Annotated in this window: 12 protein-coding genes; 4 read left to right on the top strand and 8 right to left on the bottom strand. The window is 65.9% G+C overall.

What is annotated here, in order from left to right; all coding sequences use genetic code 11:
* Positions 1-94: 94 nt before the first annotated feature.
* The 8 genes from LC066_RS13370 to choX form a co-directional block, all read right to left on the bottom strand.
* Positions 95-1,300, bottom strand: coding sequence for an ABC transporter substrate-binding protein (locus LC066_RS13370; protein WP_224899841.1), 1,206 nt, complete (start codon positions 1,298-1,300; stop codon positions 95-97).
* Between the two features lie 172 nt (positions 1,301-1,472).
* Positions 1,473-2,858, bottom strand: coding sequence for a hypothetical protein (locus LC066_RS13365; protein WP_224899839.1), 1,386 nt, complete (start codon positions 2,856-2,858; stop codon positions 1,473-1,475).
* A 241-nt stretch (positions 2,859-3,099) separates the two neighbouring features.
* Positions 3,100-3,897 (bottom strand): outer membrane lipoprotein-sorting protein, encoded by a 798-nt coding sequence (locus LC066_RS13360; RefSeq protein WP_224899836.1) that lies wholly within the window; start codon positions 3,895-3,897, stop codon positions 3,100-3,102.
* Positions 3,897-6,179 (bottom strand): efflux RND transporter permease subunit, encoded by a 2,283-nt coding sequence (locus LC066_RS13355; RefSeq protein WP_224899833.1) that lies wholly within the window; start codon positions 6,177-6,179, stop codon positions 3,897-3,899. Before LC066_RS13355 ends, LC066_RS13360 begins: the two co-directional genes overlap by 1 nt.
* Positions 6,176-7,291: a sulfotransferase family protein gene (locus tag LC066_RS13350; protein ID WP_224899830.1), complete on the bottom strand. Its 1,116-nt coding sequence runs from the start codon at positions 7,289-7,291 to the stop codon at positions 6,176-6,178. The genes LC066_RS13355 and LC066_RS13350 overlap by 4 nt, the downstream gene beginning before the upstream one ends.
* Positions 7,292-7,528: 237 nt before the next feature.
* On the bottom strand, positions 7,529-8,596 hold the full coding sequence (gene choV, locus LC066_RS13345; protein ID WP_222477946.1) for a choline ABC transporter ATP-binding protein: 1,068 nt from the start codon (positions 8,594-8,596) through the stop codon (positions 7,529-7,531).
* Entirely contained in the window at positions 8,593-9,429 is an 837-nt protein-coding gene (choW, locus tag LC066_RS13340) for a choline ABC transporter permease subunit (RefSeq protein ID WP_222477944.1), read from the bottom strand. Before choW ends, choV begins: the two co-directional genes overlap by 4 nt.
* A 77-nt stretch (positions 9,430-9,506) precedes the next feature.
* The gene (choX, locus tag LC066_RS13335; RefSeq protein ID WP_224899827.1) at positions 9,507-10,430 is read right to left on the bottom strand and encodes a choline ABC transporter substrate-binding protein; all 924 of its coding nucleotides are present in this window, start codon (positions 10,428-10,430) and stop codon (positions 9,507-9,509) included.
* A gap of 106 nt (positions 10,431-10,536) precedes the next feature.
* Between choX and betI the strand changes: the two genes are divergently transcribed.
* Genes betI through betA form a run of 4 tightly spaced genes read left to right on the top strand, consistent with a single transcriptional unit; the run spans position 10,537 to position 15,790 of the window.
* On the top strand, positions 10,537-11,127 hold the full coding sequence (betI, locus tag LC066_RS13330; RefSeq protein WP_224899824.1) for a transcriptional regulator BetI: 591 nt from the start codon (positions 10,537-10,539) through the stop codon (positions 11,125-11,127).
* A 46-nt stretch (positions 11,128-11,173) separates the two neighbouring features.
* Positions 11,174-12,661, top strand: coding sequence for a choline-sulfatase (gene betC, locus LC066_RS13325; protein ID WP_412103244.1), 1,488 nt, complete (start codon positions 11,174-11,176; stop codon positions 12,659-12,661).
* Between the two features lie 2 nt (positions 12,662-12,663).
* Entirely contained in the window at positions 12,664-14,118 is a 1,455-nt protein-coding gene (gene betB / locus LC066_RS13320; protein ID WP_224899818.1) for a betaine-aldehyde dehydrogenase, read from the top strand.
* 10 nt (positions 14,119-14,128) lie between these two features.
* A complete protein-coding gene (betA, locus tag LC066_RS13315; protein ID WP_224899815.1) occupies positions 14,129-15,790 on the top strand; it encodes a choline dehydrogenase in 1,662 nt (553 codons plus the stop codon).
* The last annotated feature ends 233 nt before the right edge of the window (positions 15,791-16,023 follow it).

Genomic DNA, 16,023 nt, shown 5'->3' with positions numbered 1-16,023 from the left:
GCCTGACAAACGACATCACCATCCCTGCACCACCATGACGCAAACCGCGCTCCGGTGGCGGGCGCCGCCAATCGACGGGGTTGCCTGACGCCGATCAGCCATTGTCGTCCCCGGTCTCGCTCTCTGCGGACTCCGCCGCCGCGCCGGTTGCCAGCGGGAGCAGCTGCCCGTCCGGACCGGCGCGGGTCAGGAACACCTGGTCCATGCCCTGGTTGTCATCCGGCCCAAAGGTCAGGGTCAGCCCGTCCAGATCAACGACCCGCTGTCCCTCCAGCGCGGATTGCAGCGCGGACCGGCTGAGGTCGCGGCCCGCCGCCTGAAGCGCAGCCAGGGCCAGGCGCCCGACCATGTAACCTTCGAGGGAGACAAATCCGGGCTCAGCCCCGGGCGCATGGGCGGCCAGCGCCGCCTGGTAGCGGGCGACGAGCGGCAGCGAAGGATCGCCGGGATAGGGCACGACCTGGCTGACGATAAGCCCCTCTCCCTCCGGGCCGAGATCGGCCACCAGCCCGTCTCCGCCGAAGGAAATCGCGACGAAGGTCGGGGTGAACTCCAGCATCCGACACAGGCGTACGAACTCGGCCACGGGTTTCGATGCGCCCACCATCACCACCGCCTGGGGCCGGGCCTTGCGGAGGGTCAGCAGCGCGGTCTTCACCGCCGTGGTATTGCGGATGTAGCTGCCCTGGGCCACGGGCGCCTTGCCGCGCTCAGCCAGGGCGCGGGTCACACCGTCCAGGCCGCTGCGGCCAAAGCCGTCATCCTGATAGAGCACGCCGATCTCCGACAGGCCAAGGTCATCCACCAGGTAAGCCACCCAAGCCTCCGTCTCGGCGGCGTAGCTGGCCCGCAGGTTGAACACATTGTCGCGCCCGGGCTCCCGCAGGGCCCCGGCGCCGGTCAGCGGCCCGATGAAGGGCACCTGCGCCTGGCCCGCGACCGGCTGGGCCGCGGTGGAGGTCGCCGTGCCAACGGCCCCGATCAGGGCGATCGCATCGTTGCGCTCCAGCACGGCCTTCACCGCCTGGACCGAACGGTCGGGCTCATAGCCGTCATCCTCGCTTTCCAGCAGGATCCGCCGCCCATGCACGCCTCCCGCGGCATTGGCCTCGCCAAAGGCGGCCTCGATCCCCGCCTTCATCCCCTGACCGAGCGCGGCCGCCGGCCCTTCCAGCACGGCGACCTGGGCGAAGGTGACACTGTCGGCGGTCACGCCCTCTTCGGCCCGTACCACGCCCGCGGGCATGAGCACGGGCAGCGCCGCCATCAGGCAGGCGCGCAAGATCCGGCTGAAAGGCATCTGTCTCTCCCTCGCTGAAACGAGCAGAGCCTAGGAAGAGACGTTTAACGGAACCTCAATTGCGCTGAAGGCAGCAGGTATAAACCCGGAAAAGTCGATCTAGTCGCCGGAGCGGACCGGCGCAGGACCGCCCCCCGCGCCCGGGGGCCGAGACCAAGCCAGCCGAGGAGGATCAGAAGTAGGTGGTCAGCTTCACCTCGACGAAGCTGTCGTCCTTGATGAAGGCCAGCGGATCGTTCCAGCCCGTGGTCGTCGCATGGCTGGCATTGACCTCGAAACTGCTGGAATCGGTCAGGCGCGAGGACAGGCGCAGCGTGTAGAGACGCGCCTCGCTGCTGATGTCGTGGAAGACGCCCAGCTTCACCTCGGTGTCCCTGGCGTTGTTCAGGCGGTAGTTCATGCCGAGGAATAGATCATCTTCGAAGACCGTCACCGGCTGAAGCGCGCCGCGATCATCATAGAGGTATTCCATCACCACGGTCAGGTCACCGTCTCCGCCGCCCAGGCCGTTGAAGGTGTAGTCGCCGCCGACCACGGCCGAAAGATACTCTTCCGTCCCGACGTCGTGCCAGGAGGCCTCGGCCCGCAGTTGCAGGTCGTTGAGGGCATAGACGGCCGACAGCCCGACCTGTTCGACCTTGCGGTAGTAAGGGATCAGCCCCGCGACCGGCGGCAGCCCGGACAGGGCGCTGGCCAGGTCATCGGTCATGATGTCGTCCATCGTGTCCCAGAAGTCATCCGCGTCGACCGGCATGTCGCCCTGGGCGATCCCATCGGCGATGGCATCGTTGATCGCATCGCACATGGCCTCGTTGACCGGACCCAGGGCATTGATGCAGCCGGGCATGGCCAGCGCCTCACGGCTGGTGCCGTTGAAATAGGTCGCCTGCACGTCGAGAGAGCCATTGCCGAGCGCGAAGTAGCCCGCGTACCGCAGCGCCAGGTCGACGTTCCGCGCGTCCCGGTCCTCCTCGTAGTAGGCCCGGTCCGGGTCCCATTGCAGCAGCGAGCGGAAACGGCCCTCATCGCCCTTGGGGAAGGTCGGCTCGATGAAGCCCAGAAGCGCGTAGGCGCTGAAGGTGCCGATACCGCTGTGGTAGTTCAGGTTCACCATCGGCGTGCCGAGCAGCGTGTCCTGGACCAGCGGGTCGGTGCCATCGACCGGGTTCATCACGTTCATCACCGACCGGCTTTCGGCCACGCCCCAGTTCTCGGTGTGGAAACCGGCCAGCAGGCTCCAGTCCCCGAAGCTTTGCGAATAATGCAGCTCGGCGATATTGCCCCGGTCCAGCGTGCCGGTGCTGTCTAGGATCCCGTCCAGGTCGAAGGTCAGGCGACCGGCGCCCAGGGCGATCTCTCCGCCCAGGGTCATCTCACCGAAGGCCTCCACCCCGGAGGAGGACTGGCCGGCATACAGCCCGTCTTCAGTGTAGTAGCGCAGCCCGGCGCTGAGGCTACCGTTGAAGGAGGCCTCCTGTGCCAGGGCCGAACCGGCGGCAAAGGTCAAAAGCGCCGCAGCGCCGGGGGCTGCCATGCGGAGAGGGAGAGAGACCGTCATCTGACACTCCGTAAAATCGGGAAATGAAAAGAATCACTATGTTCACCGATCATAGGCACAGGGACGGCCGGCCCGGCCGGTACAGCGACGCGCGGGGGCGTCGTGACAGGGGCTCAGATGCAGCAAAGCCACACAAAGCAGGGCCCAGCCTGCGCAAGGGCCGCCTTTCAGAGCGGTTCATGGGCGCAACGGTGCGAAGCGAAGGTCGCCCGTCCCGCCGCAGGAGCCGTCCGGAGGGGACCTAGAGCCCCCGGCGCAGGGCGTTGACGGTCAGATCGGCAGGGTTCAGGCCCTGGTTGAACCGGAAGTCCCTCCAGGTCAGCGTCGTGCCCTTGCCCGTCAGATGGTTGGTCATCACCATCTGCGAGGCGCGCCAGTAGCGGCCCTGGTACTGGCGATAGCCCGAGACGACCATGGTCTTCACGTGGGCCTTGCGGCGGTCGAAGTACTGGACCTGACGGATCAGGTGGCGCCCGGCGTCGATCCACAGTCGCTGTGCGCTGTAGGCGGAGCGGCCGGTCGGAAAGCGGTCGACGATGTCACAGCGCCCGCCCCCGGGGCAGGCCCCGGTCGAGACGAAGGCATAGGTATATTTCTCCACGTCCTGATCGACCATGTCCTCATAGGCGAACTCGCTGCCGACGAAGGCACCGGACCGCCCCGACGACGAGATGCGGCGCACCTTTGACACCGCCGGCAGGTAGAGCCACTGGTCGTCGTCACGCCCGCCGCCGTGGGAATGGGTCAGCAGGGCGGTGCCGCGAATGTCGCCCGGCCAGTCGAAGATCAGCACCGAACGCGCTTCCTCAGGGCCGGTCTCCACCGAGCGGGCCTCGAAGCGGCGGGTGCTGGTCTGGCCGCTGGCGGTGGTCAGGATCATCTCGCCCGAGACCGACTGGTCGCGAAACCCCGGCTCCACCCCCACCTGGGCGGCCAGGCGGCGCCCCTTCTCCTGCGCGGTTTCCGCCAGCGCCGGTCCCGGAAGCAGGGTCAGCAGCACCAGCGCCGCGAGAATGTGGGAGAGGAAATGTCTGGGCATCAGTCCTTGGTCCTGTCGAGGGTCAGCAGCAGCGCGGGCAGGAACAGCAGGTCGGCCAGCAGCGCGAACACGATCACGATGGCCGTCAGCGCCCCCAGGTGCTGGTTGATGGCAAAGCCCGACGTGGCCATGGTCAGGAAACCGACCGCCAGGCAGATCGAGGTGACGATGATGGCGGAGCCGACGACGCGGAAGGTGTCGTGCAACGCCGGACGCGGCGCCAGACCCCGGCGCCGCCCGTCAAGATAGTGCATCAGGAAATGCACCGTGTCATCCACGACGATGCCGAATGTCATGGTCGTGACCACGGTGGAGCCGAGGTTCACGTCGCGGAACGTCATGCCCCAGATCCCGAAGGCGATGATTGCCGGCATCAGGTTGGGCGCCAGGCTGATCAGCCCCATCTTCAGGCTGCGCAGCGTCGCCATCATGATCATCGACACCAGCACCAGGACCACCAGCAGCCCCGCCAGCATTTGCGAGTTGTTGCGTTCCGACACGGTCGAAAAGCCGTAGGAGATCCCGGCCGGCCGGGCCGTCGTGGCGGGCGTGTTTGCGGCCATCCAGGCCTGGGCGCGGTCGCCGAGGTCACGGATCTGGTGCGAATGGTCCGAACGCAGCAGCACCACCACCCGCGTGTGCAGCCGGTCGACGTCGATCATCGTGTTCAGGTCCAGCCCCACGGGCAGGGACAGCTCGTAGAACATCATCAGCTGGGCATTGGCCTCGCGGCTGTCGGCGATCTGCGCGAAGGCGGGATCGTCGCCGTTCATGCTCATGTTCATGCGCTTGACGATCTGGGTCATGCTGGTGACGCCGACGACGTTGTCCTGGGCCTCGATCCAGGCGGTAAATCGGTCGATGTCGCGCAGGAAGGCGGGCTCGAAGACCGAGCCACCTTCCGGCGCGGTGAAGGAGAACTGCAGGTTCGACAGCCCGGTCAGATGCGCCCGGATCTCGTCGGATTCGCGGCGGAACTCGTAGCGCTGATCGAAATAGCGCACCAGGCTGTCGTCATAGCCGATGCGGAAGATACCGAAGACCGACAGGACCACCAGCGCCGCGAAGCCCGCCAGCCAGCCGCGGCGATAGCGGATTGCCAGCTCCGCCAGACGCCGCATCATGCCGACGGTCAGCGGCAGGCTGTCGCCGCCCGCGGCCCGGCTCATCCGCAGGCCCAGGGGCAGGACGGTGAAGGTGGCCAGCATGCCGATCAGCAGGCCGAAGCCCACGATGTTGCCCATGTCCTGAAGCGGCGGCGCCTCGGCGAAGTTCAGGCCGAGGAAGCCGATGGCGGTGGTCACCGTGGTCACCAGCACCGGCGCCAGGTTCCCCGCCAGCGCGTGACGCACGGCGCCGGGGCCGTCCAAGTGGTCCAGTTCGCGGATCCAGCTGAGGATGATGTGGATGCAGGAGGCGGCCGTCAGCACCATCACCGCCATCGGGCTGATCGCCGTCCCCGCCGTCAGCTCGATCCCGAGGAAGCCGGCGAAGCCGAAGGTGGCCAGGGTGCCCGACAGCACCACCACCGCCGAGGCCATGACCGCCACGGGCGAGCGCAGGAAGTAGAGGAAGAGACCCAGAACCAGCACGAAGGCGACGGGCACCAGGGTCATGATGTCGTCACGCGCCGCCTTCGCCAGGGTCAGCCCGCCGATGACGTCGCCGGTCACATGCACCTCGAAACCGGGATAGCGCTCGGCCCATTCGGCGCGCATCTCATCCAGGTAGGCCAGAAGCTCGGCCCGCCGGGCCTCGAAGTCCCCGCCCAGCACCACGTTCAGCATGATGCCGTAGGCGGTCAGGTCCTCGGCCACCAGCCGGTTGCGCAGCTCGGGGCTGGTGCTGGCCACCTCGCGGAAGCGCGTGGCGACCTCCGGCGTGATTTCGGCCCATTCGTCCAGCAGCGGCTCGACCAGGATGTCGTCGCCCTCGGCCCGGCTGTGGGGGAAGTTCGCCGCCGAATCCACCCGCAGCGCATAGGGCGCCATCCAGGCATCCGCCGTCATGTCGCGCAGCGCCTCCAGCGTCGGGCGGGCGAACATCTCGCCCTCCGGCGGGACGATCATGATGAGAAAGCCACTGGCGCTGGCATAGTGCTGCGACAGTTCGGCCAGGTCGCGGCTTTCCTGGTTGTCCTTGCCGAAGAACGACGTGTTGTCGGCCGAAAAGGAAAGCCGCGACACCCCGACCCCCAGCCCCAGCACGAGGGCCAGGACCAGCAGGGTCAGCTTGATGAGATGGCGCAGGATAAACTCTGCAATCCGGTCCGAGGTGCTCATTCGTCTTCGGTTATCCACCCTGATCGCCGGGAGTAGCCGTAGCGCCGAAAATAGGCCGCCCATTCCCGTTCGACCCGCCGTGCCAGCGCCGGGTCCATGGAAAATTCATTTACCCTATAGCCCTTACGTGCCGAGAGCATTCGGTCAAGGGCCGGCTCCAGTGCATCGGCCTCGCCCAGCCCGATTGCGTCGTAAACGCCCTTGATGACAGCTTTCGGATCGCGGCGCAGATCCTCGTAGCGGAGGCAGGTGTAGTGCCCCTCGGGGATCAGGGCACGGTCGCGCTCGAAGGCCTCATGAAAGGCCCTGAAGGCGCGGAATACGCCGTCTTCGAGGTCGGCGCGGGCGGGCATGGTGCGGCGCAGGGTCTGGGTGGCAGTCATGCTCTCGGCGGTCAGGATGTTGGACTGGGCAATCTCGTAGGGATCGCGGAGAATATGAATGAAACGCGCCTGCGGAAAGGCGCGCAGCACCTCCGCCAGGCGCATCGTGTGACCCGGAGATTTCAGCAGCAGCTGCCGATCCGGCGCCAGGTACTGCACCGCCGTCAGGAAGGCGCGCCAGCGGCGATGCCAGTCGGCGCGCAGGGCCTCGGGCAGATCGGCGATGTCATCGGTCATCGCGGGGGCCTCCGGATCGTCGAAGGCCATGCCCCGCATAACCGACGGCGCGCCTGCGACCAGCAATGCCACCTCGTCCTCCTCCGAACTGTCGGCCTCCAGAGCCACGTTGTCCATCGGGCGGCGCCCGGGCAGCCACAGGGGCGCCAGCGGGCGCATCACGTGGCGCAGCATCAGGAAGCTCTTGGGCATGAAGACCTGCAACGAGGTCGGGGAACAGAAGCGCGGATCACAGCTCAGCAACTGGTGCAGCCAGGTTGTGCCGGACCGCCAGTAGCCCAGGATGAAGACCGGATCGGGGCGGATCTCGGTCCGGGCCAGAGCGCGCCCGTGGATCATCTGACCCAGCCCCTGCATCAGCGAGTTGCCCAGGCTGAGCGCCGTGATCGAGGCATAGAGACCAAGCCGCAGATCGCCGCGGCAGCGCGCCCATTGCCCACGCGACAGGGCCCGCCAGTCGCCCCAGGTCATCCCGTGCCAGAGCCGTGGCATCAGGGGGGAATAGCCGAAATCCCGCGGCCGCGCCGGCTGACGTGGCCGCGCGGCCCCCTGCCCCGCTTCCGCAGGCGGCCCCTGGTGCCCTGCCGGGCGCCCTGTCCTTTCGTGCTTCACGCAGGTCCTCCCTCTCCCGCAGGACTATAGGAGGCGGGGGTAACGAAGACCTAACCAAGAAAAAGAACCCCGGCAGGTGGCCTGCCGGGGTCCGTTGCGGTTCGCCTGAGGCGCGGTTCAGCCCTGCGCCGGGGCCTTGGCGTGCAGCGCGGCGATGATGTCCTGGTGGGAAATCGTGCCCAGCGTCTTACCCTGCGCATCGCAGACCGCCACCGGGCGCGACACGTCGGTCAACAGGCCGATCACCTCGGCCACCGGCGTCTCGGGCGCCACCTGGCCCGCCACGGTTTCAGACCCGGCCGGCGTCATCACGTCGGAGGCCAGAAGCACGTTCAGCGGGTTCATGTGGGTGACGAAATCGTCCACGTAGTCATTCGCCGGGTTGGCGATGATCTGTTGCGGGCTGCCGCTCTGGACGATCCGCCCACCTTCCATGATGGCGATCCGGTTGCCCAGCTTGAAGGCCTCGTCGAGGTCGTGGCTGACGAAGATGATGGTCCGCTTCAGCTTCGCCTGCAGCTCAAGCAGCTCGTCCTGAAGGCGCGAGCGGATCAGCGGGTCGAGCGCCGAGAAGGGTTCGTCCATCAGCAGGATCGGCGCCTCGGTGGCAAAGGCGCGGGCCAGGCCCACGCGCTGCTGCATGCCGCCCGACAGCTCGCCCACCTTGTTCTCGGCCCAGTCGGTCAGCCCGACCAGATCCAGCTGCTCGCGCGCCTTTTCCTCGCGCTCCTTCTTCGACAGCCCCGACAGTTCCAGCCCCAGGGCCACGTTGTCCAGCACGTTGCGCCAGGGCAGCAGGCCGAACTGCTGGAAGACCATGGCGACGCTTTCGCGCCGCAGCCGCAGCAGATCGTCCTTGGAACAGTCGGTGGGTTTGCATTCCCATCCGTTCGCCCGCACCCGCACGGCGCCGCGCACCACGGGGTTCAGCCCGTTCACCGCGCGCAGCAGCGTCGACTTGCCCGAGCCGGACAGGCCCATCAGCACCAGGATCTCGCCCTCTTCCACGTTGATCGAGCAATCGTGGACGCCCAGGACCTGCCCCGTCTCCTTCTGGATGTCGGAGCGGGTCATGTCCTTGTCCATCAGCGGCAGGGCGCGGTCCGGGTGATCCCCGAAGACGATGGAGACATTGTCGAACTCGACAGCGGGCTTCTTCTTGGTGGTCTCTTTGCCCTCAGTCATTTGCGACCTCCGATGCGAAGCATGCGATCCAGGATGATGGCCACCACCACGATGACGAAGCCCGATTCAAAGCCCAGCGAGGTGTTGACCGAGTTCAGCGCGCGTACCACCGGCACGCCCAGGCCATCCGCGCCCACCAGGGCGGCGACGACGACCATCGACAGCGACAGCATGATGGTCTGGTTCAGCCCCGCCATGATCTGCGGCAGGGCATAGGGCAGCTCCACCTTGGTCAGGGTCTGCCACTTGGTGCCGCCGAAGGCCTCCGACGCTTCCAGCAGCGGCGTCGGGGTGGAGCTGACCCCGAGATAGGTCAGGCGGATCGGCGCGGGCACGACGAAGATCACCGTGGCGATCAGGCCCGGCACCATGCCGATGCCGAAGAAGACGATCGCCGGGATCAGGTAGACGAAGGTCGGCAGGGTCTGCATCAGGTCCAGCACCGGCTGCAGGAAGGTATAGACCTTCTGGCGGTGCGCCGCCCAGATGCCTATGGGCACCCCGATGGCCATGCAGACAATACAGGAGGACATGACCAGCGTCAGGCTTTCGGTCGTCTCTTCCCAGTAGTCCTGGTTGAGGATGAAGAGGAAGCCCACGGCCACGAAGAGGCAGGTCTTCCAGTTGCGTTGCAGCACCCAGGTCAGCGCCACGAAGGCGGCGATCACCAGCAGTTCGGGCGGCTCCTGCAGCAGCCACAGCAGACCGTCGATCATGCTTTCGGCGCCGCTGGCCAGGATGTCGACGACACCCTCGAAATTGTCCCTCAGCCAGTCGAAGAAATCACTGGCCCAGTCCCCTACGGGGATCTTGTTTTCTGTCAGCCAATCCAAGGCGGACCTCCTTTTGGGCTAATGCCTGGAAGCGAAAAGGCCCGGTCCTGTGCGTCCGGGCCTTTCCACCATGTTGATCAGAGACCGAAGGCGTCCTTCACCGCCGCGGCACCGTCTTCGCCGTCCACGGTGGTCACGCCGTCCAGCCAGGACATCACCAGGTCCGGGTTGGCCTTCATCCAGGCCATCGAGGCGTCATCGGCATCTTCCCCATCGTTGAGGATGGCGCCCATGATCTCGTTCTCCATCGGCAGGGTGAACTTCAGGTTGTTCAACAGGGTGCCGACGTTCGGGCACTCCTCGACGTAGCCCTTGCGGGTCACGGTGTTCACGATGCCCTCGCCGCCGAAGAAGTCCTCGCCGCCCGGCAGGTATTCCAGGTCGAAGTTGGCGTTCATCGGGTGGGGTTCCCAGCCGAGGAATACGATGTCTTCCTGGTCCTCGTAGGCGCGCTGCACCATGGACAGCATGCCCTGTTCGGAGCTTTCGCGGACGGTGAAGTCGCCCAGGCCATGAGCGTCATCCTCGGTCAGGCCGATCAGGTAGGCGTTGCCTTCGTTGCCCGGCTCGATGCCGTAGATCGTCTCGTCCAGCTCATCGGCGAAGTCCGCGATGTCGGCGTAGGACTGCAGACCCTTCTCATAGGTGTAGGCGGGCACGGCCAGGGTGTACTTGGTGCCTTCGAGGTTGGTGGCGACCGTCTCGATCTCGCCGGAGTCCAGGTAGGGGCCGATGGCGCCCTGCTGTGCCGGCAGCCAGTTGCCCAGGAAGATGTCCACGTCGTCGCTTTCCAGCGAGGCGAAGGTCACCGGCACCGACAGCACCTTCACGTCCACGTCGTAGCCCAGCGCCTGCAGCACCTGCTTGGTGGCCGAGGTGGTGGTGGTGATGTCGGTCCAGCCGACGTCCGAGAAGCTGACCTCGGTGCACTGGGCCGATGCCAGGCCGGCCGAGAGGGTCAGTGCCGCCGCACTGGTCATCATCAGGTTCAAACGGGTCATGTCGTTTCCTTCCGTTGGACTTGGGGTTGCGTTTTTCTTGATTGATGAGTTAATCAAAATACAAGTGGTTCGAAATGTAAAGCATTCAGATGCGAGGACAACCGAGATGCCGAAGGTCGGAATGGAACCGGTGCGAAAACAGGCATTGATCGAAGCCTGCATCACCGAGATCGGCCAGGCTGGCACCCTCGACGTGACGGTCAGCCAGATCGCGAAGCGGGCCGGCATGTCCTCAGCCCTCGCACATCATTACTTCGGATCAAAGGAACAGATCTTCCTGGCGACCATGCGCTACGTGCTGCGCCTGTGGGGCGAAACCGTGCGCCGGAACCTGGCACAGGCCTCCACCCCGGCGGAGCGTGTGCTGGCGATCAGCGATTCCTCCTTCGACTCCAACCAGTTCGAACGCGAGGTCGTGGCGGCCTGGCTGAACTTCTACGTGCGCGCCCTGCATTCTGCCGACACCCGACGGCTGCTGAACATCTATGCGCACCGGCTGCAGTCGAATCTTTTGTATGACCTAAGGAAAATCTTCCCCACCGACATTGCCGTGGAGATAGCGCAGGGCATCGCCGCGCTGATCGACGGCTTCTATATCCGCTCCGCGTTGCAGGATTCGGTTCCCGAACGCGCGAAGATCAAGGCGACCATCGCCGACTACCTGACCCTCTGGCTCGAAAGGACGACCCGTGACTGACCCCGCGGCACAGACCGGCGGCAAACGCCCCAATATCCTGATTCTCATGGTCGACCAGCTGAACGGGACACTGTTCCCCGACGGCCCCGCAGACTGGCTGCACACGCCCAACCTGCGGAAGCTGGCCGAACGCTCGACCCGTTTCGCCAATACCTATACCGGTAGCCCCCTCTGCGCGCCGGGCCGGGCCAGCTACATGTCCGGCCAGCTGCCGCGCCGCACCAAGGTCTATGACAACGCGGCCGAGTTCGCCTCGGACATCCCTACCTATGCGCACCACCTGCGTCGGGCGGGTTACCAGACTTTCCTCAGCGGCAAGATGCACTTCGTCGGCCCCGACCAGCTGCACGGATTCGAGAAACGCCTGACCACCGACATCTATCCCGCCGATTTCGGCTGGACCCCGGACTATCGCAAGCCCGGGGAACGGATCGACTGGTGGTATCACAACATGGGTTCGGTCACCGGCGCGGGCGTCGCCGAGATTTCCAACCAGATGGAATATGACGACGAGGTCGCCTTCCAGGCCACCGCCAAGGTGCGCCACCTGGGCCGCCGCCTGGATGACCGGCCGTGGATGATGACCGTCAGCTTCACCCACCCTCACGACCCCTACGTGGCCCGCAAGAAGTACTGGGATCTCTACGAGGACTGCGAGCACCTGCTGCCCGAGGTGCCCGCCAAGCCCTACGAGGAGATGGACCCGCATTCGCAGCGCATCTTCGACGCCAACGACTGGCGCAACTTCGACATCACCGAAGAGGACGTGAAACGCTCCCGCCGGGCCTATTTCGCCAACATCTCCTACCTCGACGACAAGATCGGCGAGATTCTGGAGGCGCTCGACAACACCCGCCAGACCGAAGAGACCATCGTCATGCTGGTCTCGGATCACGGTGACATGCTGGGCAACAAGGGCTTGTGGTTCAAGATGACCTTCTTCGAAGGCTCGGCCCGCGTGCCCCTGATGGTCGCCGCACCGCAGATGGCCCCGGGGCTGGTGGAAACGCCCGTCTCCACCATCGACGTGAACCCGACCCTGGCGGAACTGGCGGGCATCGACATTTCCGAGATTGCCCCCTGGACCGATGGTGAAAGCCTGGTGGGCCTAGCCAATGGCGTCGAACGCACCTCCCCCGTCCGCATGGAATATGCCGCCGAAGGCTCCTACGCGCCGCTGGTCGGCCTGCGCATGGGCGACTGGAAATACATCCGCTGCGAGCTGGATCCGCCGCAGCTTTACAACCTGGCCGAAGACCCGAACGAGCTGGTGAACCGCGCCGGCGACCCCGTCTTGCAAAGCGTGGAGGAGCAGTTTGCAAAGATGGCAGATGACTACTGGGAGCTGGACCGCTTCGACGCCGAGGTGCGCGAAAGCCAGGCCCGCCGCCTGATCGTCTACGAGGCGCTACGCAACGGCGAGTATTTCCCCTGGGACTTCGAGCCGCTGCAACAGGCCTCGGAACGCTACATGCGCAATCACATGGACCTCAACGTGCTGGAGGAAAACCAGCGCTATCCCCGCGGAGAATGACCATGAAATCCGTTCAGCCCAAGGGCTCCCACTTCATCGACGGCGCCTACGTGGACGACACCGCGGGCCGCGAGATCGCTTGCGTCTACGCCGCCACGGGCGAAACCGTCGCCACCCTGCACGCCGCCACCCCGGCCATCGTCGAGGCCGCCATCGCCTCGGCCGAGCGGGCGCAGAAGGAATGGGCGACCCTGCCCCCCGTGGCGCGCGGTCGCGTGCTGCGCCGGGTGGCCGACCTGCTGGTCGAGCGGAACGCCGAACTGTCGGAGCTGGAAAGCATCGACACCGGCAAGCCGATCCAGGAAACCCTGGTGGCCGATGCCACCTCCGGCGCCGAGGCGCTGGAATACTACGCGGGCCTGTCCGCCACGCTGACCGGCGAAACCGTGCCCCTGGGTGGCGATTTCGTCTACACCATCCGCGAACCCCTGGGCGTCTGCCTGGGCATCGGCGCCTGGAACTACCCGACGCAGATCGCCGCCTGGAAGGCCGCCCCGGCGCTGGCCTGCGGCAACGCCATGGTGTTCAAACCCTCAGAGGTCACCCCTCTCTGCGCCCTGAAACTGGCCGAGCTGTTCATCGAGGCGGGGGCACCTGCGGGCCTCTTCAACGTGGTCAACGGCTATGGCGACGCCGCCGCCTCGATGGTCACCGACCCGCGCGTCGACAAGGTCTCGCTGACCGGCTCCGTGCCCACGGGGCAGAAGGTCTATGCCGCCGCAGCCGAAGGCCTGCGCCACGTGACGATGGAACTGGGCGGCAAGTCCCCCCTTATCGTCTTCGAGGACGCCGACCTGGAAAACGCCATCTCGGCGGCGATCAATGCCAACTTCTACTCCACCGGCCAGATCTGTTCCAACGGTACCCGGGTCTTCGTGCATGAGAACATCGTCGAGGACTTCATCGAGCGGCTGGTGGAACGCACCCGCCAGGCCATCACCGGCGACCCGCTGGACCCGGACACCCAGATCGGCCCGATGATCAACGATGCACAGCGCCAGAAGGTTCTGAACTACATCCGCATCGGCCAGGAGGAAGGCGCCGAGCTGATCCTGGGCGGCCATGCGCCCGAGGGCCCCGGTTTCTTCATCGAACCGACGATCTTCCGCAATGTCACCGACGAGATGACCATCGCCCGCGAAGAGATCTTCGGACCTGTGCTGTCGATCCTGACCTTCAAGGACGAAGACGAGGTGGTGGCCCGCGCCAATGACACCCAATTCGGCCTGGCCGCCGGCCTGTTCACCAAGGACTTCACCCGCGCGCACCGTGTGGTGGCCCAGCTTCAGGCGGGCACCTGCTGGATCAATGAATACAACCTGACGCCGGTCGAGGCCCCCTTCGGCGGGGTGAAGATGTCGGGCGTGGGCCGCGAGAATTCCAAGGCCGCGATCGAACACTACAGCCAGGTGAAATCCGTCTACGTCGCCATGGGCGATGTCGAAGCGGCCTTCTGAGGATCCATTGATGGAAGCGGATTACGTCATCATCGGCTCGGGCTCTGCCGGCTCCGTCATGGCCGCGCGGCTGTCGGAAGACGGCCAGCACAAGGTGCTGGTGCTGGAATACGGCGGCACCGACGCCGGGCCCTTCATCCAGATGCCCGCCGCCCTGTCCTATCCGATGAACATGAAGCGCTACGACTGGGGCTTCATGTCGGAACCGGAACCGGGTCTGGGCGGGCGCCGCCTGGTCACCCCGCGCGGCAAGGTCGTGGGGGGCTCGTCCTCGATCAACGGCATGGTCTATGTGCGCGGCCATGCCCGCGACTTCGACCATTGGGCGGATCAGGGCGCGCAGGGCTGGGCCTACGCCGATGTGCTGCCCTATTTCAAACGCGCCGAAACCTGGCATGACGGCGGCCATGGCGGCGATCCCAGCTGGCGCGGCAGTGACGGGCCGCTGCATGTCACCCGGGGCCCGCGCGAGAACCCGCTGTTTCACGCCTTCGTCGAGGCCGGGCGCCAGGCCGGGTTCGAGACCACCCCGGATTACAACGGCGAGAAACAAGAGGGCTTCGGCCCGATGGAGCAGACGGTCTGGAGGGGCCGCCGCTGGTCCACCGCCAATGCCTATCTGAAACCGGCGCTGAAACGCGAGAACCTTCAGATGATCCGCTGTTTCGCCCGCCGCGTGGTGATCGAAAATGGCCGCGCCACCGGGGTAGAGATCGAACGCGGCGGCAAGATCGAAGTGGTCCGCGCCCGGCGCGAGGTGGTCATCGCCGCCTCCTCGATCAACTCGCCCAAGATCCTGATGCTGTCGGGCATCGGCCCCGCCGCGCATCTGCGCGCCCATGGGATCGAGGTGGTGGCCGACCGCCCCGGCGTCGGTCAGAACCTGCAAGATCACCTGGAACTGTATATCCAGCAGGCCAGCACCCAGCCGATCACCCTGTATAAGCACTGGAACCTTTGGGGGAAGGCCATCGCGGGGGCGCAATGGCTGCTGACGAAACAGGGCCTGGGCGCCTCGAACCAGTTCGAAAGCGCGGGGTTCATCCGTTCGGCCGCCGGGGTGGATTATCCCGACATCCAGTTCCACTTCCTGCCGATCGCGGTGCGCTACGACGGCCAGGCGGCAGCGGAGGGGCACGGGTTCCAGGCCCATGTGGGGCCGATGCGCGCCAAGTCGCGCGGCGCGGTCACCCTGGCCTCGGCCGACCCGCGCACGGCGCCGAAGATCCTGTTCAACTACATGAGCCATCCCGATGACTGGCGCGATTTCCGCCATTGCATCCGCGTCACCCGCGAGATCTTCGGCCAGCAGGCCTTTGATCCGTTCCGCGGCAAGGAGATCAGCCCCGGCGCCGACAAGCAGACGGACGAGGAGTTGGACGCGCACATCCGCGAACACGCCGAAAGTGCCTATCACCCCTGCGGCACCGCCCGCATGGGCCGCGCCGATGACCCGATGGCGGTGGTCGATCCCGAATGCCGGGTGATCGGGGTGGACGGGCTGCGCCTCGCCGACAGCTCGATCTTCCCGCGGATCACCAACGGCAACCTGAACGGTCCCTCGATTCTGGTGGGGGAGAAGGCCAGCGACCACATCCTGGGCCGCCCCCCCCTGCCGCGCGAGAATGCGGAACCCTGGATCAACCCCCGCTGGCAGGTCAGCGACCGTTGAAAACTGGCGCCCTGCCGCCTGATGAGGTGGCAGGGCGCGACTTATCCACAACATATGGCGCCAAATGGCGCCAGCCGGACGCCCCGGCTGTATACAGTTCTTTTCAACCTTAACCGGACCTTCATATTCTCACTCCACGGTACGGTCAGAAGGCCGACCGCCGGTCCCGCCCCCGATCCGATCGGGTGGGGGCCAGGTAGTGAGGGCAGATTGCGACAGGAAGGCAGGCAAGG

The organism is Pseudooceanicola marinus (genome assembly GCF_020177265.1).
Taxonomy (GTDB): domain Bacteria; phylum Pseudomonadota; class Alphaproteobacteria; order Rhodobacterales; family Rhodobacteraceae; genus Pseudooceanicola; species Pseudooceanicola marinus_A.
The sequence above is the reverse complement of the archived record's forward strand: the minus strand, read 5'-3'. Positions and strand labels throughout refer to the sequence as shown.

Excerpts from the sequence above, each read along its gene's own strand:
- LC066_RS13365 (WP_224899839.1), bottom strand. The coding sequence starts at position 2,858 with ATGACGGTCTCTCTCCCTCTCCGCATGGCAGCCCCCGGCGCTGCGGCG.
- LC066_RS13370 (WP_224899841.1), bottom strand. The coding sequence starts at position 1,300 with ATGCCTTTCAGCCGGATCTTGCGCGCCTGCCTGATGGCGGCGCTGCCC.
- choV (WP_222477946.1), bottom strand. The coding sequence starts at position 8,596 with ATGACTGAGGGCAAAGAGACCACCAAGAAGAAGCCCGCTGTCGAGTTC.
- choX (WP_224899827.1), bottom strand. The coding sequence starts at position 10,430 with ATGACCCGTTTGAACCTGATGATGACCAGTGCGGCGGCACTGACCCTC.
- betC (WP_412103244.1), top strand. The coding sequence starts at position 11,174 with ATGGTCGACCAGCTGAACGGGACACTGTTCCCCGACGGCCCCGCAGAC.
- LC066_RS13355 (WP_224899833.1), bottom strand. The coding sequence starts at position 6,179 with ATGAGCACCTCGGACCGGATTGCAGAGTTTATCCTGCGCCATCTCATC.
- LC066_RS13350 (WP_224899830.1), bottom strand. The coding sequence starts at position 7,291 with ATGCCACGGCTCTGGCACGGGATGACCTGGGGCGACTGGCGGGCCCTG.
- betI (WP_224899824.1), top strand. The coding sequence starts at position 10,537 with ATGCCGAAGGTCGGAATGGAACCGGTGCGAAAACAGGCATTGATCGAA.
- betA (WP_224899815.1), top strand. The coding sequence starts at position 14,129 with ATGGAAGCGGATTACGTCATCATCGGCTCGGGCTCTGCCGGCTCCGTC.
- betB (WP_224899818.1), top strand. The coding sequence starts at position 12,664 with ATGAAATCCGTTCAGCCCAAGGGCTCCCACTTCATCGACGGCGCCTAC.
- LC066_RS13360 (WP_224899836.1), bottom strand. The coding sequence starts at position 3,897 with ATGCCCAGACATTTCCTCTCCCACATTCTCGCGGCGCTGGTGCTGCTG.